Raw genomic sequence first — 23,433 nt, forward strand, 5'->3', positions numbered from 1 at the left:
AGCTGCCAAAGATCAGAATCATTATGTATAGATGTTAATAATGAACTGCAAAGCCTGTCCAACCGTATTTCTTATAACCCGTTATACACAAATACAACCACTATATTATAACATAACACATAGCGCTTTCAACTATATGGCGCGATTTACAAATAAGAAATTTCTTCAATATCTTTTAACATTGCGCAAGCTTCATCGAGTTCTCTGTCGGTAAATTCATACATCATATGAAGTTCTTCTCTTTCAATTTCAATTCCGTGCATCTCGTAACCGACTTTATGCAGGGCAGCCGCCCAAAGGTCAGCCGACAGCAATTTCGGCTGGAACGGATATAAAACGTACAAATGTCTTCTCCACAATTCTTCTACTGCCGCATATAAGGTTGGATTTTCATTTCCAAGTGTCTCATCCAGCACCCTGAGAACACGGTGCAGAATCGGGGCGGCATCAGGCGGAACAATCTCAGACGGTTCAATTGTCAACGACTCGCCAAATTTACTAATGTGTACAGGTTTACTGTACTCATGCTCAGCTAACAGCATGACAATCATCGTTTTGATAATCGGATGGGCTGAGGGGTCTTGGAGGATTGTTTTGAGCAATCCTGTATACTTTGCTACGTTACGGTCTTTTAAGGAATGAATGAGATTCATTTGCTCCTCAGGGCTTGCCAGCACTTTCTCGGTGTCAATTGTATCCTCATATTCTTCGGCCCAAGCCTCGTCCTCACGATCCGGATCGGTCATTTTCCGGCTGAAATCCAGCAGCTTATAAAATTGCTCGGCACTTTCTGCCGGCAGCTGATTTTCTTCCAAAACGGCTTCAATGGTGCTTTTGACTTCTTCGTACTTTTTGAGCTGAATTAAGATGGTCATGTACACCTGCAAAACCGTAAAATAATGGCCATAACCTTCTTTGAGCATCTTCTCGCACACGCTTTCTGCCTCTTCCAGCTCGCCCAGCTCTAAAAAGCAGATGGCCATCCCTAAGTGAAGATCGGATTCAGTATCATCATATTTCATCGCTTCTGAAAACAGTTCAAGCGCTTCTTGATACTTTTTTTCCTTGAGTGATGACATCCCTTTTTCCACAAGGCGGTCTTTCAGATGAGGAAAAGGAATAATTTTTGCGTTTTTCTTGTCATGCGTCATACCTATATTCCTTTCAGGCATTTATTTTGTTCAAGTGTATCAACACCTGTGAACAAAAACAAGAAATGAAAGGTTTCACCAGGCAAAAAAAGCCGCCGGACAAATACCGGCCGCTTTTTCAGGCTTGAAGCCAAGAGCTTCTTTGTGATTCAAATTGCTTGATTTCATCTTCCAGCAGCAGCGTTAATGAAATTTCATCATATCCGTTGATCAGCATCTCTTTCCAATGCGGATCAACTTCAAATGAAATTTGATTGCCTTCACTGTCATGAATCAGCTGCTTTTCAAGGTCAACAGTCATTTGCAATGACTGGTTTTCATACTGGCCGACAAGCTGTTTCCAATTGTCATATGGCATGCGGATCGGAAGCATGCCGTTTTTAAAGCAGTTCTGATGGAAAATATCAGCGAATGACGGCGCAATGATAATTTTAAACCCATAATCATCAAGTGCCCACGGAGCGTGTTCACGCGATGACCCGCAGCCGAAGTTTTCTCCTGCTATTAAAATGGAAGCTCCTTGATAAACAGGCTGGTTTAATTCAAATTCAGGGTTCGGTTCACCATTCGCATCATATCTCCAGTCAAAGAATGCAAAACGTCCGTAGCCTGTTCTTTCAATCCTCTTCAAAAATTGCTTAGGAATAATCTGGTCTGTATCCACATTGATCCGATTTAATACGGCTGCTTTCCCCGTATGTGATTTCAAAGGTTCCATCTCGCGCACTCCTTACACAACTGTTTTTTCCTGATAAAACTTTCTGACATCAACGAAGTGTCCGTGAATGGCAGCCATCGCAGCCATTGCCGGGCTGACGAGATGTGTTCTTGCACCTTTTCCTTGTCTGCCCTCGAAGTTGCGGTTAGAGGTTGATGCGCAGCGCTCTCCCTCAGGAACAACATCATTATTCATACTCAAACACATGCTGCAGCCTGACTCTCTCCATTCAAATCCAGCTTCCAAGAAAATCTGGTCAAGCCCTTCTTTTTCAGCCTGAAGCTTCACGCTTTGGGATCCGGGCACGACGATGGCTCTTACGCTGTCAGCTACCTTCTTCCCTTTGATCATGTCAGCAGCCTGTCGAAGGTCAGTCATGCGGGAATTTGTGCAGGAACCGATAAATACGTGCTCCACTTTAATGTCTTCAATTTTCTGGTGAGGAGTCAGTCCCATATATTCATAAGCGCGAATCGCTTCTTTTTTATCGTCTTCTGCAGAAAAGCTTTCCGGCGAAGGAACTTCAGAATCGACAGGAAGAACCATTCCCGGGTTAATGCCCCATGTCACCATAGGAGAAATTTTGTTGCCGTCAAGGACGATAGATTTATCGTAAACAGCGCCCGGGTCTGTGCGCAGCGCCTTCCATTCCTCTACGGCCTTGTCAAATTCTTCGCCTTTTGGCGTGTACTTGCGATTTTTGCAATATTCAAACGTCACCTCGTCAGGTGCAATCAAACCTGCTCTTGCTCCTGCTTCAATTGACATGTTACAAACAGTCATTCGTTCATCCATCGTCATATTTCTAAATACTTCCCCAGTGTACTCAATGACGTAGCCTGTGCCGAATTTCACACCGTATTTGCCGATGACAGCAAGAATGACATCCTTTGCCGTCACCCCTTTTTGAAGCGTTCCATCTACGCGCACTTCCAGTGTTTTTGGACGCTGCTGCCAAAGTGTCTGTGTGGAAAGGACATGTTCAACTTCACTCGTCCCGATTCCAAATGCAAGAGCGCCGAAAGCGCCATGTGTTGATGTATGACTGTCACCGCACACAATCGTTTTCCCTGGAAGCGTTAAGCCCAGTTCAGGGCCGACGACATGGACAATCCCTTGATCCACGCTGTGAAGATCGGCAAGGCGCACGCCAAATTCCTCACAGTTTCTTTCAAGCGCCGTTACTTGGCGTTTCGCAACTTCATCCTTTATCTCAAAACGATTGACAGTCGGAATGTTGTGGTCCATTGTCGCAAATGTGTTTTGGGGTCTTCTGACCTTTCTTCCCTTTTGTCTCAAGCCTTCAAATGCCTGAGGAGATGTCACCTCATGAATGAGGTGCAAATCAATATAGAGAAGATCCGGCTTTCCCTCACCATGTTTTACAATATGCTGATCCCAAATCTTTTCGATGATTGTTCGAGGCATCATCTTTTATTTCCTCCCCCTACCTAGAGCTAAGACCGCTTAACGTAAGCTGTCACACATTAGAAATTGTATTTTCACTCATGATTGCTGCCTTAACTTCCTCTGTAATGGCTTGAGTGCTGCTGAACTCTTCACCCCGTGCCAAGTCTCTTGTTCTTTTTCCGGAAGCCAAGACTTTGTTTACCGCATCTTCTACAGCTTTCGCTTCCTCTTCAAGCCCGAAAGATGTTCTCAAAAGCATTGCCGCTGACAATATGGCTGCGAACGGATTTGCCATCCCTTTACCGGCAATATCAGGCGCGGAGCCATGAACAGGTTCAAACAGATGAAGACCAGAGCTTGATAGGCTGGCTGACGGGAGCATTCCGAGCGAGCCTGTAAGCATGGACGCTTCATCGCTTAAGATATCACCGAACATATTTTCAGTCACCACGACATCAAATTGATTCGGTGCATAAATTAGCTGCATGGCCGCGTTATCCACAAGCATGTGCTCAAGCTTCACATCAGGAAACTCTTGTGCAACGTCCTCAGCCACTTCACGCCACAGCCGGCTTGATTCAAGAACATTCGCTTTATCTACAGAGGTCACTTTGCCTTTTCTGGCTGCCGCCATTTTAAAGCCCTCTCTGATCACTCGTTCAATTTCCGTTCGCTTATAAAACAGTGTATCTACTGCTTCCTGCTCACCTTCAGTGTTTACATAGCGTTTGCTCGGCTGGCCGAAATACAAGCCGCCTGTGAGCTCACGAACGATAACGAAATCAACATTATCTATATATTCTTTTTTCAAAGGCGAAGCGTCAGAAAGGCTTTCAAATACCTTCACAGGCCGCAAATTCGCAAACAAATCAAGCTGTTTTCTGATGCTGAGCAGCCCTTTTTCCGGTCTCAGTTCCGAAGGATTTTGATCCCATTTCGGTCCGCCGACAGCGCCAAGCAATATCGCGTCTGCATTTTTACAAGCAGCAACGGTTTCCTCCGGGAGGGGGTTATGATGTTCATCAATAGCCGCCCCTCCAATCAGGCCATATTCAAATTCAAATTCATGGTTAAAGCGTTCGGCAACACTTTTCAGTACGTCTGTCGCTGATTCTAATACTTCAGGGCCGATCCCGTCTCCGGGCAATAGAGCAATACGTTTCTTCAAGTTAACCGTTCTCCTTTCTTTTATGATCCGACAGCTGTGTGGTTTTTCAATCCGCTCATATTCGACTGGAAAACCAATTGACGGTTTACTGCGTTCAAATAGGCTTTCGCTGATGCTTCTAATACGTCTTGCGCTATGCCCCGCCCTGCTGATTCTTTTCCGTTCACCAAAACTCTTACATACACCTGGGCAAATGCATCTTCGCCTTTTCTGTTAGACTGAATGCGGTAGTCTAAGAGCTCCACGTCCTTATCGATGCAGCGCTCAAGCGTATTGTAGATTGCTTCCACGCTTCCAGCTCCAGTTGCAGCTTCCTGAATAAGCTCTGCGTTTTCTTGATTTTTCAAAGAAAGAGTAGCCGTAGGGACCTGACTTGTTCCGTAATGTACTTGCAGAGAAAGAAATTCATACCCAATCTTGCGATCTGTTACTTTTTCTTCTAAAATAAGAGAAACAAGATCCTCATCAGTGATTTCTTTTTTCTTCTCAGTCAACTCTTTGAACATCGTAAAGAATTTATTAATCTCTTCACTGTCAAATTGGAATCCTAAAGCAGTCAGCCGGTCTTTAAATGCGTGGCGTCCGGAATGTTTACCTAGGACAAGCGCATCTGCGGTTACGCCGACAAGCTCCGGTGAAATAATTTCATAAGTCGATTTTTCCTTTAAAAAGCCGTCCTGATGGATGCCTGATTCATGAGCAAATGCATTATCTCCAACAACCGCTTTGTTGCGCGGGACAGCCATGCCTGTCAGTTTGCTTACTAAATCACTTGTTCTCTTAATCTCGTTCAGAGTAATACCTGTTTCGACTTGGTAGAAATCTTTTCTGGTATGGAGGGCTACGGCAATTTCCTCTAGTGCCGCATTTCCGGCTCTTTCACCGATCCCGTTCACAGCGCATTCGATTTGATCAGCGCCATTTTCAATCGCAGCAAGAGAGTTTGCGACTGCCATTCCCAAATCATCATGACAGTGGGCTGAAAGCTTTGCTTTGTGAATGTTCGGAACGTTTTCCTTCATATATTTAAAGATATTTCCGTATTCCGCTGGGGCCAGGTAGCCGACAGTGTCCGGAAGATTGATAACACTGGCGCCTGCGTCAATCACTTTTTCGACGATTTCTGCTAGAAACGGCAGTTCAGTGCGGCAGGCATCTTCCGCTGACCATTGCACAATCGGAAAACGTTCTTTTGCGTATGTCACCATTTCAACCGCTCTTTCAATGACTTGCTCACGTGTCATTTTCAGCTTGTGCTTCAAATGAATGTCCGATGTGGCGATAAAAACATGAATTCTCGGGTGAGAACCTTCTTTTAACGCTTCCCAAGCAGCATCAATATCACCTTTTACACAACGGGCCAGACCAGTTACTGAACAATTTTTAATGGTTCTTGCGATTTCCTGAACAGCTAAAAAGTCACCTCGGGACGAAGCGGGAAATCCCGCTTCAATGATATCTGCCCCGAGTCTTTCGAGCTGCTTAGCTATGGCAAGTTTCTCCTGTGTATTTAAGTTCACTCCAGGGGACTGTTCACCATCACGAAGCGTCGTATCGAAAAAATTAATTTTGCGCAACGGAGACCACCGCTTCCTTCTTCTTGCCTTGTTTCACAAACGGCATCATTTCACGAAGCTTTCTTCCCACTACTTCGATTTGATGTTCGTTCTCGCTTGCATTGATAGCGTTGAAACGAGGACGGTTTACTTGGTTTTCGACGATCCACTCTTTTGCGAATGTTCCGTTTTGGATATCTTTTAATACTTCTTTCATAGATTCTTTTACTTTAGCGTCCACAACGCGAGGGCCTGATACGAAATCTCCCCACTGTGCTGTGTCAGAGATTGAATATCTCATTCCTGCAAGTCCTTCTTCGTACATAAGGTCTACGATTAATTTCAGCTCATGAAGGCACTCGAAGTATGCAAGTTCAGGCTGATAACCTGCTTCAGTTAATGTTTCAAATCCGGCTTTGACAAGCGCGCTTAATCCGCCGCAAAGAACTGCTTGCTCACCGAACAAATCTGTTTCTGTTTCTTCTTTAAATGTCGTTTCTAATACGCCCGCTCTTGCGCCGCCGATTCCTTTAGCATAAGCGAGGGCTTTGTCTCTTGCTTCTCCAGTCACATCTTGATAGATTGCGAACAATGCAGGTACGCCAGCTCCTTGCTCATATGTTCTTCTTACCAAGTGTCCCGGGCCTTTAGGGGCCACTAAGAATACATCTACATCCGCCGGAGGAACAATTTGATGGAAATGCACGTTAAATCCATGAGCGAATACTAATGATTTTCCTGCTGTCAATTCATCTTTGATTTCAGCTTCGTAGACTTTTTGCTGCTGCTCATCCGGAAGCAGAACCATGATGATTTCGGCTTGGGCTGCCGCTTCTTTTACTGAAAATACTTTATGTCCGTCTTCTTGGGCTTGAGTGAAAGATTTTCCTTGTCTAACACCGACGATCACGTCTACTCCGCTTTCTTTAAGGTTCAGAGCATGTGCGTGGCCTTGCGAACCGTACCCGATAACCGCTACTGTTTTTCCAGCCAATACGTTCTCTTTGATATCACCGTTATAATATACTTTTACCATTTCAATCTCTCCCTTGTTATGTTTTATACAATAGATATTGTTTTATTGGATGACGCCTTTTGCTGGGTACCCCTCGCAAAAGCCGTTGTACCTGTTCTCGCGATTTCTTTAATGCCATAAGGTTTCAATAACTCAATAAGCGCTTCAATTTTGTTAGATTCACCTGTCACCTGAACAACGATGCTGTCTCTGCTGACATCAACGACAGAGGCTCTAAACGGTTCTATGATTCCATTAATCTCTGTTCTCGTTGAAGGCGCGGAGACAACCTTGATTAAGGCCAGCTCCCTCTGGACAATCGATTGATTTGTGATGTCTGTGACTTTCAGCACATCAATCTGTTTGTTGAGCTGTTTCGTTAACTGTTCAACATCATTTTCTCCTTCAACGTGAACGACGAAGGTGATTCTGGAAACGCCGGCTGTTTCTGTGTGTCCAACTGTAATGCTTTCAATGTTGTAATGCCTTTTTGTGAATAGACCGGTGATCCGGTTTAACACTCCGGAGCGGTTCACCACAGTCAATGTGATAATTCTTTTCAAGGTTTCACCCCCACCATTTCATGCAGCCCTTTCCCCGGAGCCACCATCGGGAATACTTTTTCTTCGCTGGCAACCCGCACGTCAATGACAACAGGTTCTCTTGATGTTAATGCCTCTTCCAGCTTTACCTTTGCTTCCGCTTCTGATGAAATTCTGATGCCTTTAATGCCGTATGCTTCGGACAATTTAACGAAGTCAGGCTGAGAAGCGAATTTAGATTCTGAATAACGTTCTTCATAGAAAATTTCCTGCCACTGTCTGACCATTCCGAGACAAGCGTTATTTAAAATCACTACCTTGACCGGAAGATTTAATTCGCGAATAACATCGAGTTCTTGAAGCGTCATTTGGAAACCGCCGTCTCCGACAACCGCGACAACAGTAGCATCTTTTTCGGCCAGCTGTGCGCCGATCGCCGCCGGAAGACCGAATCCCATCGTTCCAAGTCCGCCTGACGTGACCCATTTATCTGCTTTTTGGAACGGATAAAATTGCGCTGACCACATTTGATGCTGGCCTACATCCGTTGCGACAATGGCCTCTCCTTTTGTAAATTGATGAATATATTCAATCAATTTCTGAGGTTTAAAACCTTCTTCTTCATTATCTACATACCAGAGCGGATACTCTTCTTTCCATTCGGCGAGCTGTTTTTTCCATTCGCTTGAATCGCTTTGTTTGCCGTCTTGTTTGATCAGCTCCTGCAGGACAATTTTGCTGTCTCCGACTACAGGAATCTGTGTTTTCATGATTTTTCCGATTTCAGCTGGATCAATATCGATGTGAGCAATCTTTGCGTTTCTGGCAAAGTGTTTCAGGTTTCCTGTGACACGGTCATCAAAACGGGCGCCGATACTGATTAATAGATCACATTCATGAAGGGCCATATTGGCTGTATAAGTACCGTGCATCCCCGCCATCCCCAGGAAAAGCGGATGGTCAGCCGGGAAGCCTCCGAGTCCCAAAAGGGTGTGTGCCACAGGGATTTGCTGCTGTTCAGCATAATTTTTTAATTCTTCTGACGCTTTTCCGTGCAGTACGCCCGCACCCGCCAGGATCACCGGTTTTTTCGCACTGCTCACGGCTTCCACAAGCTTGCGGATCTGCAAATAATTCGGCTCTGTTGTCGGCTGGTATCCCGGGAGATTCATCTCATGATCGTAGCTGAATTCTCCTTCAATTGTTGCTACATCTTTCGGAATATCAATCAATACAGGTCCGGGTCTTCCAGTTGTTGCAATATGGAACGCTTCTTTAATGATGCGCGGCAGATCTTCCGGCTGGCGAACCTGGTAGCTGTGTTTTGTTACTGGCATCGTAATCCCTAAAATGTCTGCTTCCTGAAATGCATCGCTCCCGATTACAGAGGTTGCTACCTGCCCTGTAAAGACAACTAACGGCAATGAATCAATCATGGCATCAGCAAGGCCTGTAACAAGGTTTGTCGCTCCCGGCCCTGACGTGGCAATGACGACACCCGGTTTTCCGGAGACTCTTGCGTATCCCTCCGCTGCATGAATTGCTCCTTGTTCGTGACGGGGAAGGATATGTACCAACCCTGAATTGTATAGCTTATCGTAAATCGGAAGCACAGCCCCGCCCGGATAACCGAAGATCATTTCTACTTTCTCTTTTTTTAATGATTCAATCAGCATTAATGCTCCGCTCATCGTCTGTGTACATTTGGCAGATGCTGAATCTACCTGTACATTAGTCCCCATTTTAGTTCCTCCTTTTGGATTTTCATCCTTTAAAGATCATCTTTTCACTAGCTAGATAGCTGATTATTCAATAAAAAAAGCCCTTCCGCCCACAATCAGCCGCGCAGTAACTGCGATAGCTAAAAGGGGCGAAAAGGCTTTTCTTTCCGCGGTACCACCCTTGTTTACGGCCTGTTAATCGGCCGTCTCATGGATATTTCTATCCGCTTTAGTAACGAGTGAATCAAGTTCACCCGGCCAAGTCCTACTGTCATTTCAGACTGGCACTCTGAGGCGAGTTCACCTTGTAAAGCTTCGCCGGTTCTCAGCTAACCCGGTTCTCTGTGGAAAGCTTTATCAAGGCTACTTATCCTCATCTGCGCTTTTCATATTCAGCCTTCGGAACGGCTTTCCAGCTGTTCAAGAAGGTCGTTCGTTTTTCATTTTTTTAGAATCATACTGCGATGATTTTCGCTTGTGAAGCTTGCGTTTATCTTTTGTTGAACTCATATTACGCCGCTTTGGACGCAGTGTCAACAGCATTTTTTAAAATTATTAGACAATTTTGATTAATCAATCTATATTGTATACGCTTTCATTATTGGTACAAAAGGAATTGCAAATGTTAAAAGTTTTTATAATTTTTTTATTAATCTATCAAGAATACACCAGAATTATTTAATTTTATATAAACATGTAAGATTTTATAACACGCTATGGTTCGTATATGGATTGAGTCTGACAGATCATCTTGCAATCCATTTCAATTTCGGATAGGCACCCCTATTATTCCCCGGCATACATTAATGGTATCTTGCAAAGAAAAGGTGATACGATGAATAAATCATTAGCAGACATGCAAGGATTCCCTGCAGGCTTTCCAAGCTTCCCGAGCTTTCCGCAGCAGTACTATCCTGCTGTCCCTTCCTTTTACCAGCAAAGCCATCAGCCATTTGGAGGCTACGGATACGGACAGCCGTTCAGCCAGGCATATAGCCCGTTAACCACTCCCTCTGCTATGTACTCCTCTTATCCATACACTTCAGATTTTTTCGGGCAGCAATTTTCAGGCACTGGCTTCAGCGGCCATAGCGGCGGGTTCAGTATTCCGGCGACACATGTCGGCGGTTTTAGCGGAACAGCCGGTGTGCATGGAGGCTTTAGATATTAAAGAAAACTGCAAGGGCCGAACAACGATTTCGGCCTCTTTTTTGCTTTCAAGCATCTTTTGCAGCTCATACATTCCAAAAAGGCTTCAATACTGTCAGATTATCTGTCTTTATAGTTGGAAACAGGATCGAATATGATTAAGATGAATGTTTGAGGAGGAATAAAATGTATATAAAACTAGATGATTTAACTGGTCATCAGGTGGTTTCACTGGTGAATGAGCATTTACATAGCATGACGCTTATGTCCCCGCCGGAAAGCATCCATGCCTTAGGTTTAGAGAAACTAAGAGGCCCTGGAATAACATTTTGGAGTGCATGGGAGGGTGATGAGCTAGCCGGTTGCGGAGCGCTAAAAGAACTGGACAGCCGGCACGGAGAAATCAAATCAATGCGAACAGCTGCATCACATTTAAGAAAAGGCGTTGCCAAACAAATTCTCCAGCATATCATTGAAGAAGCTGGAAAGCGAGGCTATGAGCGGTTAAGCTTAGAAACGGGTTCAATGGCTTCATTTGAGCCAGCAAGAAAGTTGTATGAAAGCTTCGGTTTTCAGTACTGTGAACCGTTTGCAGACTATGTTGAAGATCCAAACAGTGTGTTTATGACGAAGGAATTGTGAGACGGCTTTATAAGGATAGATAAGTACAGAGGAAGGTCTGTCTTATCTATCTTTTTTTATATTCACACATTTTTCACCTTTATGATACACGCAATGTTTTCAATTTTGTTTAATTCAAAGAACAGCGGGAATTACAAACGACATGAACGATATCATGCAAATTCATAAAGGAGGAGATTGATATGAAAAGCATAGTTGGTGTATATGAAACTCCGCAGGAAACCATCGCAGCGATTGAAGGCTTACTCACAAAAGGCTATGATTCTGATGACATTTCTGTTGTGACAAGCCGGCGAGATACAGATTATTTGGAGTCACGTACAGGAACAGAAGTCAATCAAGCTATCGATGCACATCAGGACGAATCTGAATCTTTTTTCGATAAACTGAAAGATTATTTCACAATGGATGATACTGCTACACACAGCAAAGCATTATCCGATTTGGATATTAAAACTGATGAAATAGACAAGTATCAAGAAGATTTGGATGACGGAAAACTTCTGGTAGCCGTCGATACAGATGCAGATGTAAATGCTCCTATTGATAACGGCAATGCCCTTTCAGGCGGCTTTTCAAGCACAAATGAAATGGCGGATTATACAACGAAAGAAGAAAAAACGATGCCGCTCCGGGAAGAACAGCTGAAGGTCGATAAGGAAGACGTTCAAACCGGCGAAGTAGAGATAGGAAAAGAAGTGAAAACAGAAAAAAGAGATATGGACATTCCGGTGAGACATGATGAAATTTATGTCGAACGCCGTCCAGTGGATGAAAATAAAACAGACGCTGCTCCCGTCAACGATTCGGAAGAGATCAGAGTTCCAATCGTTGAGGAAAAGCTGGAAGTGACTAAAAAACCGGTTGTCACTGATGAAGTGGTTGTCGGCAAACGCACCGTTGAAGAAAATGAACATATTTCTGAAACTGTGAAAAAAGAAGAACCTCGTCTGAATAAAGAAGGAAAAGTTGACGGCTTGGATGATGATCCGTTAAATAACAAATGAAAATCATAGACCGACAACAAAAAACCTCAAATCCAATTAGGATTTGAGGTTTTTCTTTTGGTACGTCCCAGGAGAGATTCGAACTCCCGACCGACGGCTTAGAAGGCCGTTGCTCTATCCAGCTGAGCTACTGGGACACGTTTTGTTTTTTTGTTTTTCGCTTTAACTATCAGCGACAAGATTTATTATATATGGGATGCAATAATAAGTCAACGGTTTTTTAGAATTTTTTTCATGAGGAAGAAAATTTTCTTCCTCATGACATTTTCATAGTGTGACTCGATTTTGCAGATCCTCAATTTCATTGCCTGCTTGGTCGTAAAAACGGACTGTCGCAGCATCATTTTCTAATGTCAGTATAGCATAGCTTTCTGTCCTGCGCACCCTCGGAAGCCGGATGCTGCCTGGGTTAATCATCAGTTTTCCGCGCAGCACTTCGCTTCCCGCGATGTGCGAATGCCCGAAGCAGATAACATCCGCTCCAAGCTCCTCTGCACGATAGTATACGTTTAACAAGGTCTGTTTTATACCGTGAAGGTGACCGTGTGTGACCAGTATTTTTCTTGAGCCGGCATTCAGAAGAAGCTCGTCCTTAAAATCGCCGGCAAAATCGCAATTGCCTTTTACAACCGCATAAGGCTCCAATGCAGGATGCCTCGTTTCAAGCTCAGAGTCCCCGCAATGAATCATGAGATCAACTTCTGCCTCATGCCGTTTCGCAATGGTTTGGAGTTCTTCTTCAAGCCCATGGCTGTCACTGATAATCAGCACGTTCATGTACAAGCTTCCTCCTTATGCCTCCAAAAGCTTAGACAGCTTTTTAAGCGCGTCAGCCCTATGGCTGATTTTATTTTTTTCATCACTTGTCAGTTCAGCCATTGTCTTATCTTTATCTTTCACGATAAAAATTGGGTCATAGCCAAAGCCATATTCTCCTCTCGGTTCTTCAGCAATATACCCTTCAACATGGCCTTCGACTGTTTTTGTTTCCTCTCCGGGAATACTCACGGCCAGTGCGCAGCGGAAACGGGCGGTGCGCTGTTCTTTTTCGATACCTTTCAGCTCGCTGAGCACTTTTTCGATATTTGCCTGGTCGTCTTTCTGTTCCCCTGCATAGCGGGCTGAATAAACCCCGGGCCTGCCGCCAAGATTATCGATGGATAGACCGGAGTCGTCCGCAATCACCATTTTGTTCACTGCTTTGGCAACAGCTTCCGCTTTCAGAATGGCATTTTCTTCAAATGTATGGCCTGTTTCTTCAATTTCTTCTGTGAATCCAATTTCAGCTAAAGATTTGACATCATAGCCTCTTGGCTCAAGAATTTCTTTGAATTCCTTCACTTTTCCCGGATTATGTGTCGCAATAATTGCTTCTTTCATGATGATCAAGCCTTTCTGTCTTTATTTCAGTTCTGGCAGAGAATCACCCAGCACTTCTTTTTGCTTGTCAATCAGCTCTTGAATTCCTTTTTCCGCAAGACCCAGAAGACCGTTCAGATCCTCTCTTGAAAAAGTCGCCTCTTCCCCGGTTCCCTGCAGTTCCACAAAACGGCCGCTGCCTGTCATGATGACATTCATGTCAACTTCAGCCGAGGAATCTTCTTCATAATTTAAATCTAACAAAATTCCCTGTTCCTTATCAATTCCAACAGAGATTGCAGCAAGAAAATCAGTGATCGGATTTGTCTTGATTGTTCCTGCTTTGATCAGCTTGCCAATCGCAATCGCCATAGCAAGAAATGCGCCTGTAATGGAAGCTGTTCTAGTTCCTCCATCAGCTTGAATGACATCACAGTCAATCCAAATCGTCCGTTCACCAAGCTTTTCCAGATCTACAACAGCTCGAAGCGCTCGGCCGATCAGGCGTTGGATCTCCATTGTTCTGCCGGAAATTTTCCCCTTAGAAGATTCTCTGATTGTTCTTTGGTTTGTTGCCCGCGGCAGCATGCTGTACTCTGCTGTAATCCAGCCTTTCCCTCCGCCCCGCAAAAACGGCGGTACGCGGTCCTCAACAGACGCGTTGCAGATTACCTTTGTATTCCCTGCTGTTATTAGAACAGAACCTTCCGGATGGCTGATAAAATCCAAATCGAATGTGATTGGACGCAGCTCATCGTGTTGTCTTCCGTCATGTCTCATGTTTTACCTCCGATTGTATGTACATAAACCATTTTTGTCCCGGAATTGAATAAAGAAAGAGGCAGCCGGAACGCTAACCTCTTTCTTTCTAGTATATCAAAAATCCCAATTTAAAAACTACCCGTATTCACTTGAGAAGGTCTGGAGACCGGTTCTGTGAGCTTTTCGCCTTTTTCATTTACAAGCTCTGATTTTCCGTTCACTTTAACAGAGACGCTTTTTACATCCGGCTGCTCCGTTAACGTCAGCACAATGCTGTTCAGCACTTCTGAAGAAATCATTTTCGTCTTCTCATCGGCGCTGCCGAATATAGATTGATTGAAATCCAACGTCACGCGCCCGTCTTTGATTTTCGGTTTGCTGACCAGCTTTACATCTTCACTGAAGTCTGTTAACAGCCCGCTCACCTTGCTTGGCCCTTTAGCCAATTCATTGATGGCTGCCGTGATGTCGTCTTTTTCCGAATTGTCGATTCGTTTGGTCACCGGCACGTAGTATTCACTGTCTTCGTTTTCCGCCAAGTAGTAGACTGTCAGCGGATGGGTAGCAGTGAGATCATTTACACCGGCTGTTTCCAAATTAATGCCGTCTTTGCGGCTTAAATCATCTGAGATCGGCGTCCCTCCTACAGGCATCTCCTTCAGTTCATGCCCGTTTATTCTCAGCTTCACTTTATCTATCGAACTAAATTGCGTCAGCGTCCACGTCACAGATTGAACGATTTTCTGTTCGTCTTCTTTCTTATAATTTTTGAACTCATTAGAGAAATCAGCTATCGCGGTTCCATCTTTTTTGATGTCAACGTTAACGGTGGTGTCAGCCGGCAATACAGCTCTGAAGCCATTCGGAAGAATTTCAGACACAGGCCCGCCCTGTACGAGGTATTCAAGCGCCTGCTTAGCCGTGCTCTCACTTTTAGGGAGAGGCAGCGTTTGCGCAACAACATACCCGTTTTTATCAATGAGATAAAGCTCCCTCATGACAGTAGATGAGGCTTGATCCGCTTTTGCGGTATCGCTTTTTTCACTTTCTGTTTTTTTGGCTGCTGTTGTATTTGAATTGGCACCCGCTTCATCGTTCACGAATGTAACGTCTTGAGGCGGATCAATTTCCTCGGCTGCCTTATCAGATTGAAACAAACCGCATCCGGATAAAAGCAAGGCAGAGGTGAGACAAGTGGCACCAATGACTGCAGGTCCTTTTTTCAGCATACTTTTCCCTCCTAAGGATGTTTGTACTATTATGTATACGAGCCTCTTTAGGAAATAGACCGAAGAATTCCGGCAAAACAGAAAAAAACCCGCAACATACCGTTGCGGGGAAAACTATCTTCTAATCGGTTCTTGCAGTGAGATGCATTCCACATGGCCCACCTCATGGCCAAACCAATCGTCTGCGATTTTCGCAAACTGATCACGCGCTCCTGTTGTCAAGAACTGATGATCAGGGGCATTCGCAGACTGGTTCAGCAGCCCTTTATACGAGAGAATCGTGCTGACTTCCCGGGCTGTTTCATCGCCGGACGAAATAATGTTCACGTGTTCTCCCATATATCTTTGAATGGCTTCTTTTAAAATGGGATAGTGGGTGCAGCCTAAAATCAGCGAATCAATCGATGTATCTTTTAACGGATACAACGAGGTTTTGACAATCTCGTCTGCTGTTTTGTCGAGAAACTTCCCGCTTTCCACAAAAGGCACAAGCAACGGGCAAGCAAGGTTTTCAACCTTCAGATCAGGATTTAATGCCAAAAGCGCCTCTTCGTATGCATTGCTCTTAATCGTATTCTCTGTGCCGATGACACCGATATGCTGATTATCCGTCACTTTTATCGCTGCTCTCGCACCAGGCTGGATCACTCCGACCACCGGTATACCGACGCTTCGCTGGATGTCATCCAATGCGATCGCTGTTGCTGTATTACAGGCGATCACGAGCATTTTGATGTGGTGGTTTTCGAGTAAATAATTCGTCAGCTCCCACGTATATTGAAGCACCTCTTCTTCAGGGCGCGGCCCATAAGGACACCGTTTCGTATCCCCGACGTAGATAATATTTTCTTTAGGTAGCTGTCTCATGATTTCCTTCGCAACGGTTAAACCGCCAACCCCGGAATCAATGACTCCTATTGGTTGTTCCAACAAAATCGCCTCATTTTCTCTTCATTTCATGCTGCAGTTTCATCAAAGATTTTTCGAAGATGGCTATTTCTTCATCTGTAAACGATTCGAACATATCACGCAGATATTCCTGTCTTTTTGTAATGACCTCTTGGATAATCCGTTCTCCTTCAGGCAGCAGATGTATCCGGACAACACGTCTGTCCGCCGGGTCCTTGACCCGCTCAACAAGCTCATTTTTTTGCATGCGGTCGATTAAGTCCGTTGTCGTGCTGCATGCCAGATACATTTTGCCCGATAATTCACCGATTGTCATATCTCCTAATTCATAAAGCCATTGCAAGCCGACAAATTGCGGCGGCGTAATCGCATATTGATTAAGGATTTCTCGTCCTTTTTGCTTAATGATCGCGGCAATGTGGCGGAGTGACTTTTCAATATCCGCAACATGCTCCAAAGGTTTTGATGTCATTTGTCCATCCCTCACTCAAGGATCTCTTACGCACAAAAGCGTTCCGTGTCTATTTTCCTTCTTTTTTGAAGAAAATGCAAGACTCGCAGGAGAGAAATAGAGGACTTTAGTCAAACAACATCAAGAAATAAAATTTATTTTATGACTTGCCTACGTTTTGCACAGCATTCCAAATTTGGTTTCGAATGTTCCAAACAAACAGCAATAACCGGCTCCTTCCTAAAAGAAGGAATACCGGCAAGGATTAAAGCTCTAGCTCACCCATTCTAAGAAGCTCAACAACGGCTTGCGAACGCCCTTTCACACCCAATTTCTGCATGGCATTTGAAATATGGTTTCGAACGGTTTTCTCACTGATAAATAGCTCGCTTGCAATCTCCTTTGTTGTCTTATCTTGAACGAGCAATTCGAACACTTCTCTTTCTCTTTTCGTTAGCAGCGGCTTCGATTGAAATTCTTTCTCCTTCAAGTATTGTAACCCTCCTTGCTAAGGTGAGAGCGAATCAGAAACGAATGGGTTTTGATATAGTCGAGATATCATATGTAAGAAGGGCGCAGGAGGTGACGTTTACAAGATAATTAGTTTATCGTGTATGAAGAAGCGTTTCTTTCTCCTCATCCGTCCAGCTGACAGCCTTGCCGCTTTCCTTTGAGACTTGAACCATCACGACTGCCCCGGTGAAGCAGGGCTCGCCTTCGCGGTTCTCTCCGAGATAGTGCAAGGTAAGAGATGAACTGCCGACTGCGCTTGTTTTCACATAGATGCGCAACTCTTCATAAGGCATGACTTGGCGCAAATAATCGCATTGCTGGCTTGCCACGACTGTCATGGTCTGTTTGTTTTCACTCATCATATTCAGCTTTTTAAAATAAGAAATCCGCGCCTCCTCAAAATATATAAAAGGGGTTACATTATTCATATGCCCAAACATGTCTGTCTCGGAAAATCTTACGGATACCTCATTGAAAAAAGAAAAGGATGTTTTCCATTCTTGAAACGGCATATCAATATAAGCGGGAAGCTTCATCTTTTTTCATCTCCTTATTGTTTAAAAAAACCTCTCCCATGCGGAAGAGGTTTTTTCTTCTTATACTCTGTCGCTTCCGAAGAAATTGCGGAACGCTTGTAAGTTTGTATCTCTATTCAAGGCTGCAATCGAAGTGGTAAGCGGAATCCCCTTCGGACAGGATTGAACACAGTTTTGCGAGTTGCCGCAATCTGCAAGGCCGCCTTCATCCATTAATGCTTCTAATCGTTCAGATTTATTCATGGCGCCTGTCGGATGCGCGTTAAACAGGCGGACTTGCGACATCGGTGCAGGCCCCATGAACTTCGATTTGCTGTTCACATTCGGGCAAGCTTCGAGGCAGACGCCGCATGTCATGCATTTTGATAATTCATATGCCCATTGACGGCGTTTTTCCGGCATTCTCGGCCCCGGTCCTAAATCGTACGTACCGTCAATCGGTATCCATGCTTTTACTTTTTTCAATGAATCAAACATTCTGCTGCGATCAACCTGCAAATCACGAACGACTGGGAATGTTTTCATTGGTTTTAAACGGATCGGCTGTTCAAGCTGGTCGATAAGCGCCGTACAAGACTGGCGGGGTTTTCCGTTTATGACCATTGAACATGCGCCGCATACTTCCTCAAGACAGTTCATATCCCATGTGACAGGGGTTGTCTTCTCACCTTTGACATTAACCGGATTCCGGCGGATTTCCATCAGAGCGGAAATGACGTTCAGATTCGGGCGGTATGGAATCTCAAATTCTTCATCGTAAGGCGTGCTGTCGGCTGTATCTTGACGTGTGATAATAAATCGTATGGTTTTTTGTTCACTCATGATTATTTCGCCACCTTCTTCTTCGAGTAATCCCGTTTCCGAGGCGTTATCAGTGATACATCGACATCCTGATACTCAAATTCCGGCGCTTCATACGGGCTTACATGTTTAGCCATTGTTGTTTTGAGCCATTCATCATCATTACGTTCAGGATAATCCGGTTTATAATGGGCGCCCCGGCTTTCATTACGATTGTATGCGCCAAGGGTAATCACCCTAGCAAGCTGAAGCATGTTTGAGAACTGGCGTGTGAACATCGCTCCCTGGTTGCTCCATTTTGTCGTGTCATTGATGTTGATCTTTTTGAAGCGCTCCATTAACTCCTGAATTTTGTCATCCGTTTTCAAAAGCTTGTCATTATGGCGGACAACCGTTACGTTCGCCGTCATCCACTCACCGAGCTCTTTGTGAAGAACATAGGCATTTTCGGTTCCGTCCATACTCATAATATCAGCCCATTTTTCTTCTTCTTTCTTAACATGAGCGTCGAATAAAGATGAAGACATGTCTTCCGCTGAAGATTCTAAGCCGTTTACATATTTCACCGCATTCGGACCGGCCACCATGCCTCCGTAAATCGCAGACAGCAGGGAGTTCGCTCCCAAGCGGTTGCCGCCGTGCATAGAATAATCACATTCCCCAGCCGCAAACAGTCCAGGGATGTTTGTCATTTGATCGTAATCCACCCATAAACCGCCCATAGAATAATGGACCGCAGGGAAGATTTTCATTGGAAGCTTACGCGGGTCGTCTCCCATGAATTTCTCGTAAATCTCAATGATGCCGCCAAGCTTAATATCAAGCTCTTTCGGATCTTTATGAGACAGATCGAGATAGACCATGTTTTCACCGTTAATGCCGAGCTTCTGGTTCACACACACATCAAATATTTCGCGTGTCGCAATATCACGCGGCACCAGGTTTCCGTATGCCGGATATTTTTCCTCCAGGAAATACCATGGTTTGCCGTCTTTATATGTCCACACGCGACCGCCTTCACCACGCGCTGATTCACTCATCAGTCTTAATTTGTCATCGCCCGGTATGGCTGTCGGGTGGATTTGAATGAATTCTCCGTTTGCATAATACGCTCCCTGCTGATAAACGATTGATGCAGCAGATCCTGTATTAATCATGGAGTTCGTTGATTTTCCAAAGATGATTCCCGGTCCGCCCGTCGCCATAATGACAGCGTCTGAACGGAAGGATTCAATTTGCATGTTTGTCAGGTTTTGTGCAACAATTCCACGGCAGGTTCTGTCATCATCTAAAACAGCGCCAAGGAATTCCCAGCCTTCGTATTTTGTGACCAGACCCGCAACTTCGTATCTGCGCACTTGCTCGTCCAGTGCGTAAAGCAGCTGCTGTCCCGTCGTCGCACCAGCATAAGCAGTTCTGTGGTGCTGTGTACCCCCGAATCGGCGGAAATCAAGCAGGCCTTCAGGCGTCCGGTTAAACATGACGCCCATCCGGTCTAATAAGTGGATGATTGAAGGCGCCGCTTCACACATCGCCTTGACCGGCGGCTGGTTGGCAAGAAAGTCTCCCCCGTATACCGTGTCATCAAAATGTTCCCACGGAGAGTCACCTTCCCCTTTTGTATTGACCGCTCCGTTTATGCCGCCTTGCGCACAAACCGAATGAGAACGTTTGACAGGAACGATGGAAAACAACTTAACCGCCATTCCTGATTCCGCTGCTTTAATTGTCGCCATGAGGCCGGCAAGACCCCCGCCGACTACGATAATGCTTGATTGACTCATGATAGCCCCTCTCCCTCTAGTAATCTAGTACTCTTAAACAAATGCGAAAATCGCTTTTAAGCCTACGTATGACAGTGCAACAAAAATAATCAGCGTAACGTATGTCGAAATTCTTTGAGAACGAGGCGTTACCGTGATGCCCCATGTAACAGCGAAAGACCATAAACCGTTCGAGAAGTGGAAAATTGTTGATAAAACACCGACAATGTAAAAACCAAGCATAGCCGGAGAGCTCAAAATATTCGCCATCATGTCGAAATTGACCTCAGCGCCCATTTGTGCGGCAATGCGGGTTTCCCACACGTGCCAGCTGACGAAAATGAGGGTGATGATACCGGTTACACGCTGCAGGACGAATAGCCAGTTTCTCATGTAGCTGTATTGGCCTGCGTTATTTTTCGCAGTAAACGCTATGTACACACCATAAACTGCATGATAAATTAATGGTAAGAAGATAATAAAAATTTCCAAGGCATACCTGAAAGGCAGACTATCCATAAAATGAGCAGCGCTATTGAATGCTTCAGCGCCCCTTGCGGCAAACTGGTTGACGACTAAATGCTGAATAAGAAAGATGCCGACCGGTATGACGCCAAGCAAGGAATGCAATCTTCGAAAATAAAACTCTCTGTTCCCAGACATTACTTTACCCCCTGTTTGATAAGTGCGAAATGTGCTAAATCTCTTCCCCCACTTCTTTCAATTGTAAGCACTTTATTAAGATTTATTGACAATTTCATTTTACTCCTCCCTCAAAAGGGCGTCAAGAAAACGCGTACATAAATTATAATTTTCCGAATTGGTTAGTTGATTGAAAAATTTTATTTTATCAATATATATTTCTTGCTTAATTTTTCATAAGAATTACAGGATCATTCTGTAATCCTCCCCCCTGTTTGAGCTATAATATACGCAGGAGAGAGGGGAGACAGATATGAAGTCTAAATTTGAAGCATCTATTGACAACCTAAAAGAAATTGAAATGAACGCCTATGCCTACGAACTAATACGAGAGATCGTTCTCCCAGATATGCTTGGCCAAGATTACTCTTCCATGATGTATTGGGCAGGAAAACATCTCGCCCGTAAGTTTCCTCTTGAATCATGGGAGGAATTTCCGGCCTTCTTTGAAGAAGCGGGCTGGGGAACCCTCACCAACGTAAGCGCTAAAAAACAGGAGCTTGAATTTGAACTTGAAGGGCCGATCATTTCCAACCGGCTTAAACATCAGAAAGAACCTTGCTTTCAGCTGGAGGCTGGTTTTATCGCTGAACAAATTCAATTGATGAATGATCAGATTGCCGAATCATATGAACAAGTGAAAAAGAGAGCCGATAAAGTGGTTCTGACTGTGAAATGGGATATGAAAGACCCAGTGTAATCAAAAAGGCGGTGACTGCATAGTCCCGCCTTTTTGATTGTCATTACACAGCTGAAGGGTGTTTTGAAAGCTCAAATGCATCGTGAAGCGACTCGACTGCTTTCACCATGTCATTTTCGCTTACGACTGTTGACACTTTGATTTCAGATGTGCTGACCATTTTGATTAAAATGTTTTTTTGCGCCAGTACAGCAAACATTTCAGCCGCTACACCGGGATTTGAGACCATGCCGGATCCAACAATGGATACTTTAGCCAATTTGCTTTCTGTCTCGATTTTCTCAAATTCCAGCGCGTCTTTATACTCTTCAAGCACCGCAACGGTTTGGTCTGCATCTTCTGTTTTGACAGAGAAGGAAATTCCAGTCTTGTCCTCGGCCTGCGTTTGGATAATGATATCCACGTTTATGTTTCTTTTGGCAAGTGTCGTAAAAATAGTAGACAAAGTTGTCAGGCCGCTAGTCAGCCCGTAAATGGTTACTCTTGTGATTTGATCTTCAAATGCAATGCCTCTGACAATTAAATTCTGTTCCATGGATGATTCCTCCTCAATTAATGTTCCCGCTTCGGTTTCTGTACTTGAACGCACTTCTAACGGCACTTGGTAATTTTTCGCGAACTCAACTGCTCTCGGATGAAGAACGCCGGCGCCTAAATTGGCAAGCTCAAGCATTTCATCGTATGAGATGCCCGCAAGTTTTCTCGCTGATTTCACATAGCGCGGATCGGTTGTAAACACACCTGGCACGTCTGTGTATATGTCACATTTATCAGCTTTTAAAGCGGCAGCCAAAGCAACTGCTGTTGTATCTGAACCGCCCCGGCCCAATGTCGTAATTTCACAATCCTCTGTCATTCCTTGGAAGCCTGCAACAATGACAATTTTTCCTTTTTCAAGCTGGTCTGCTAAAACCGAAGTGTCGATATCTGTAATTCTGGCGTTTCCGTGAATGGCCTCCGTACGGATTCCCGCCTGCCAGCCAGTATAAGACACAGCGTCATAGCCTTTTTCCTGCAATGCCATTGAAAGGAGTGAAATCGTGACCTGCTCGCCTGTCGCCAGCAGCATATCCATTTCGCGTTTGCTCGGCTGGTCAGAAATAGCTTTTGCAAGGCTGACCAATTCGTCAGTGGATTTTCCCATTGCTGAAACGACGACAACGACTTGATGGCCTTTCTGTTTTTCTGCAATTGCGCGGTTTGCCGCATTTTGAATTTTTTCGACTGAGCCGACGGAAGTGCCTCCGAATTTTTGTACAATAAGACCCATGTATTACCACCCTTTACATTTTGGTTCGTGCGGGTGAGGAGAAAGAGCGCTTTGTCCACAATAAAAAAAGCAATGAGAGGAATACTCTCATTGCTTATCAATTAATCATCATAAATGATTATGAACAACGAGATAGCCCTCCAAGAAAATGATTTCTTGACAGCCTTACATTTATTCAATGCACGGCCAGCAAATAATACCGATGGGGTTTTATTTGCTTCGGCGACGCTCCCCTTTCAGCCTTTTTCACAGAATCCATCTTTCTCCAAAGGCATACTCTTGAAGTTCGCACCTCTATCTTCACCATATAACACGATCTAACTATGAAATTAGTTCACATTTTATCAGATCTTATTTAA

The 23,433-nt window shown here is 44.5% G+C and carries 24 protein-coding genes, 1 tRNA gene, 1 riboswitch and 1 other annotated feature; of the genes, 4 read left to right on the plus strand and 21 right to left on the minus strand.

Features of this window, described 5'->3' with window-relative positions; all coding sequences use genetic code 11:
• Positions 1 to 146: 146 nt before the first annotated feature.
• The 8 genes from ddcA to ilvB all read right to left on the minus strand — a co-directional run bounded on the left by ddcA (position 147) and on the right by ilvB (position 9,302).
• Entirely contained in the window at positions 147 to 1,151 is a 1,005-nt protein-coding gene (gene ddcA / locus CW370_RS14460; protein WP_024572348.1) for a DNA damage checkpoint antagonist DdcA, read from the minus strand.
• Between the two features lie 118 nt (positions 1,152 to 1,269).
• On the minus strand, positions 1,270 to 1,869 hold the full coding sequence (gene leuD, locus CW370_RS14465; protein ID WP_014480472.1) for a 3-isopropylmalate dehydratase small subunit: 600 nt from the start codon (positions 1,867 to 1,869) through the stop codon (positions 1,270 to 1,272).
• A 12-nt stretch (positions 1,870 to 1,881) separates the two neighbouring features.
• The gene (leuC, locus tag CW370_RS14470; RefSeq protein WP_021480252.1) at positions 1,882 to 3,300 is read right to left on the minus strand and encodes a 3-isopropylmalate dehydratase large subunit; all 1,419 of its coding nucleotides are present in this window, start codon (positions 3,298 to 3,300) and stop codon (positions 1,882 to 1,884) included.
• Positions 3,301 to 3,349: 49 nt separating this feature from the next.
• Positions 3,350 to 4,447: a 3-isopropylmalate dehydrogenase gene (gene leuB / locus CW370_RS14475; protein ID WP_015251530.1), complete on the minus strand. Its 1,098-nt coding sequence runs from the start codon at positions 4,445 to 4,447 to the stop codon at positions 3,350 to 3,352.
• A gap of 20 nt (positions 4,448 to 4,467) precedes the next feature.
• Entirely contained in the window at positions 4,468 to 6,024 is a 1,557-nt protein-coding gene (locus CW370_RS14480) for a 2-isopropylmalate synthase (protein WP_024572347.1), read from the minus strand.
• Positions 6,011 to 7,039: a ketol-acid reductoisomerase gene (gene ilvC, locus CW370_RS14485; protein WP_003222549.1), complete on the minus strand. Its 1,029-nt coding sequence runs from the start codon at positions 7,037 to 7,039 to the stop codon at positions 6,011 to 6,013. Before ilvC ends, CW370_RS14480 begins: the two co-directional genes overlap by 14 nt.
• 23 nt (positions 7,040 to 7,062) lie before the next feature.
• Positions 7,063 to 7,581 carry an acetolactate synthase small subunit gene (gene ilvN / locus CW370_RS14490; RefSeq protein WP_004399096.1) on the minus strand — a complete coding sequence of 173 codons (519 nt, stop codon included), beginning with the start codon at positions 7,579 to 7,581 and terminating at the stop codon, positions 7,063 to 7,065.
• Entirely contained in the window at positions 7,578 to 9,302 is a 1,725-nt protein-coding gene (gene ilvB, locus CW370_RS14495; RefSeq protein WP_021480256.1) for an acetolactate synthase large subunit, read from the minus strand. Before ilvB ends, ilvN begins: the two co-directional genes overlap by 4 nt.
• 121 nt (positions 9,303 to 9,423) lie before the next feature.
• Positions 9,424 to 9,670: a binding site (T-box leader), on the minus strand.
• Positions 9,671 to 10,116: 446 nt separating this feature from the next.
• Between ilvB and cotQ the strand changes: the two genes are divergently transcribed.
• The 3 genes from cotQ to CW370_RS14510 all read left to right on the plus strand — a co-directional run bounded on the left by cotQ (position 10,117) and on the right by CW370_RS14510 (position 12,079).
• Positions 10,117 to 10,452 (plus strand): inner spore coat protein CotQ, encoded by a 336-nt coding sequence (cotQ, locus tag CW370_RS14500; RefSeq protein ID WP_024572292.1) that lies wholly within the window; start codon positions 10,117 to 10,119, stop codon positions 10,450 to 10,452.
• Positions 10,453 to 10,616: 164 nt separating this feature from the next.
• Entirely contained in the window at positions 10,617 to 11,072 is a 456-nt protein-coding gene (locus CW370_RS14505) for a GNAT family N-acetyltransferase (protein ID WP_024572293.1), read from the plus strand.
• Positions 11,073 to 11,254: 182 nt separating this feature from the next.
• The gene (locus tag CW370_RS14510; RefSeq protein ID WP_024572294.1) at positions 11,255 to 12,079 is read left to right on the plus strand and encodes a YsnF/AvaK domain-containing protein; all 825 of its coding nucleotides are present in this window, start codon (positions 11,255 to 11,257) and stop codon (positions 12,077 to 12,079) included.
• 63 nt (positions 12,080 to 12,142) lie between these two features.
• Here the strand turns inward: CW370_RS14510 and CW370_RS14515 are convergent.
• The 12 genes from CW370_RS14515 to sdhC form a co-directional block, all read right to left on the minus strand.
• A tRNA-Arg gene (locus tag CW370_RS14515) sits at positions 12,143 to 12,216 on the minus strand.
• Positions 12,217 to 12,346: 130 nt separating this feature from the next.
• Positions 12,347 to 12,856, minus strand: coding sequence for a metallophosphoesterase (locus tag CW370_RS14520; RefSeq protein WP_024572295.1), 510 nt, complete (start codon positions 12,854 to 12,856; stop codon positions 12,347 to 12,349).
• A 15-nt stretch (positions 12,857 to 12,871) separates the two neighbouring features.
• Entirely contained in the window at positions 12,872 to 13,468 is a 597-nt protein-coding gene (locus CW370_RS14525; protein ID WP_015251523.1) for an XTP/dITP diphosphatase, read from the minus strand.
• A 12-nt stretch (positions 13,469 to 13,480) separates the two neighbouring features.
• Positions 13,481 to 14,218, minus strand: coding sequence for a ribonuclease PH (gene rph / locus CW370_RS14530; RefSeq protein WP_003246039.1), 738 nt, complete (start codon positions 14,216 to 14,218; stop codon positions 13,481 to 13,483).
• A 110-nt stretch (positions 14,219 to 14,328) separates the two neighbouring features.
• The gene (gene gerM / locus CW370_RS14535) at positions 14,329 to 15,429 is read right to left on the minus strand and encodes a spore germination protein GerM (RefSeq protein ID WP_003229578.1); all 1,101 of its coding nucleotides are present in this window, start codon (positions 15,427 to 15,429) and stop codon (positions 14,329 to 14,331) included.
• Positions 15,430 to 15,543: 114 nt separating this feature from the next.
• Entirely contained in the window at positions 15,544 to 16,362 is an 819-nt protein-coding gene (gene racE, locus CW370_RS14540; protein ID WP_015251521.1) for a glutamate racemase, read from the minus strand.
• Between the two features lie 7 nt (positions 16,363 to 16,369).
• Positions 16,370 to 16,810, minus strand: a complete 441-nt coding sequence (locus tag CW370_RS14545; protein WP_003229573.1) for a MarR family winged helix-turn-helix transcriptional regulator — start codon at positions 16,808 to 16,810, stop codon at positions 16,370 to 16,372.
• A 244-nt stretch (positions 16,811 to 17,054) separates the two neighbouring features.
• A complete protein-coding gene (gene gerE, locus CW370_RS14550; RefSeq protein ID WP_003184172.1) occupies positions 17,055 to 17,279 on the minus strand; it encodes a spore germination transcription factor GerE in 225 nt (74 codons plus the stop codon).
• Between the two features lie 115 nt (positions 17,280 to 17,394).
• Positions 17,395 to 17,838: an acyl-CoA thioesterase gene (locus CW370_RS14555; protein WP_101169774.1), complete on the minus strand. Its 444-nt coding sequence runs from the start codon at positions 17,836 to 17,838 to the stop codon at positions 17,395 to 17,397.
• A gap of 60 nt (positions 17,839 to 17,898) precedes the next feature.
• Positions 17,899 to 18,660 carry a succinate dehydrogenase iron-sulfur subunit gene (sdhB, locus tag CW370_RS14560; RefSeq protein ID WP_003229569.1) on the minus strand — a complete coding sequence of 254 codons (762 nt, stop codon included), beginning with the start codon at positions 18,658 to 18,660 and terminating at the stop codon, positions 17,899 to 17,901.
• Between the two features lie 2 nt (positions 18,661 to 18,662).
• On the minus strand, positions 18,663 to 20,423 hold the full coding sequence (gene sdhA, locus CW370_RS14565; protein ID WP_003229567.1) for a succinate dehydrogenase flavoprotein subunit: 1,761 nt from the start codon (positions 20,421 to 20,423) through the stop codon (positions 18,663 to 18,665).
• 33 nt (positions 20,424 to 20,456) lie between these two features.
• Positions 20,457 to 21,065: a succinate dehydrogenase cytochrome B558 gene (sdhC, locus tag CW370_RS14570; protein WP_003222512.1), complete on the minus strand. Its 609-nt coding sequence runs from the start codon at positions 21,063 to 21,065 to the stop codon at positions 20,457 to 20,459.
• Between the two features lie 292 nt (positions 21,066 to 21,357).
• Here sdhC and CW370_RS14575 point away from each other — a divergent pair, with 292 nt between their 5' ends.
• Positions 21,358 to 21,804, plus strand: a complete 447-nt coding sequence (locus CW370_RS14575; protein ID WP_003222508.1) for a YslB family protein — start codon at positions 21,358 to 21,360, stop codon at positions 21,802 to 21,804.
• Positions 21,805 to 21,847: 43 nt separating this feature from the next.
• Here the strand turns inward: CW370_RS14575 and CW370_RS14580 are convergent, their stop codons facing one another.
• Positions 21,848 to 23,074, minus strand: coding sequence for an aspartate kinase (locus tag CW370_RS14580; protein WP_024572581.1), 1,227 nt, complete (start codon positions 23,072 to 23,074; stop codon positions 21,848 to 21,850).
• A gap of 125 nt (positions 23,075 to 23,199) precedes the next feature.
• Positions 23,200 to 23,379, minus strand: a riboswitch (Lysine riboswitch).
• Positions 23,380 to 23,433 lie beyond the last annotated feature (54 nt).

The organism is Bacillus sp. SN32 (assembly GCF_002837495.1).
Taxonomy (GTDB): domain Bacteria; phylum Bacillota; class Bacilli; order Bacillales; family Bacillaceae; genus Bacillus; species Bacillus subtilis.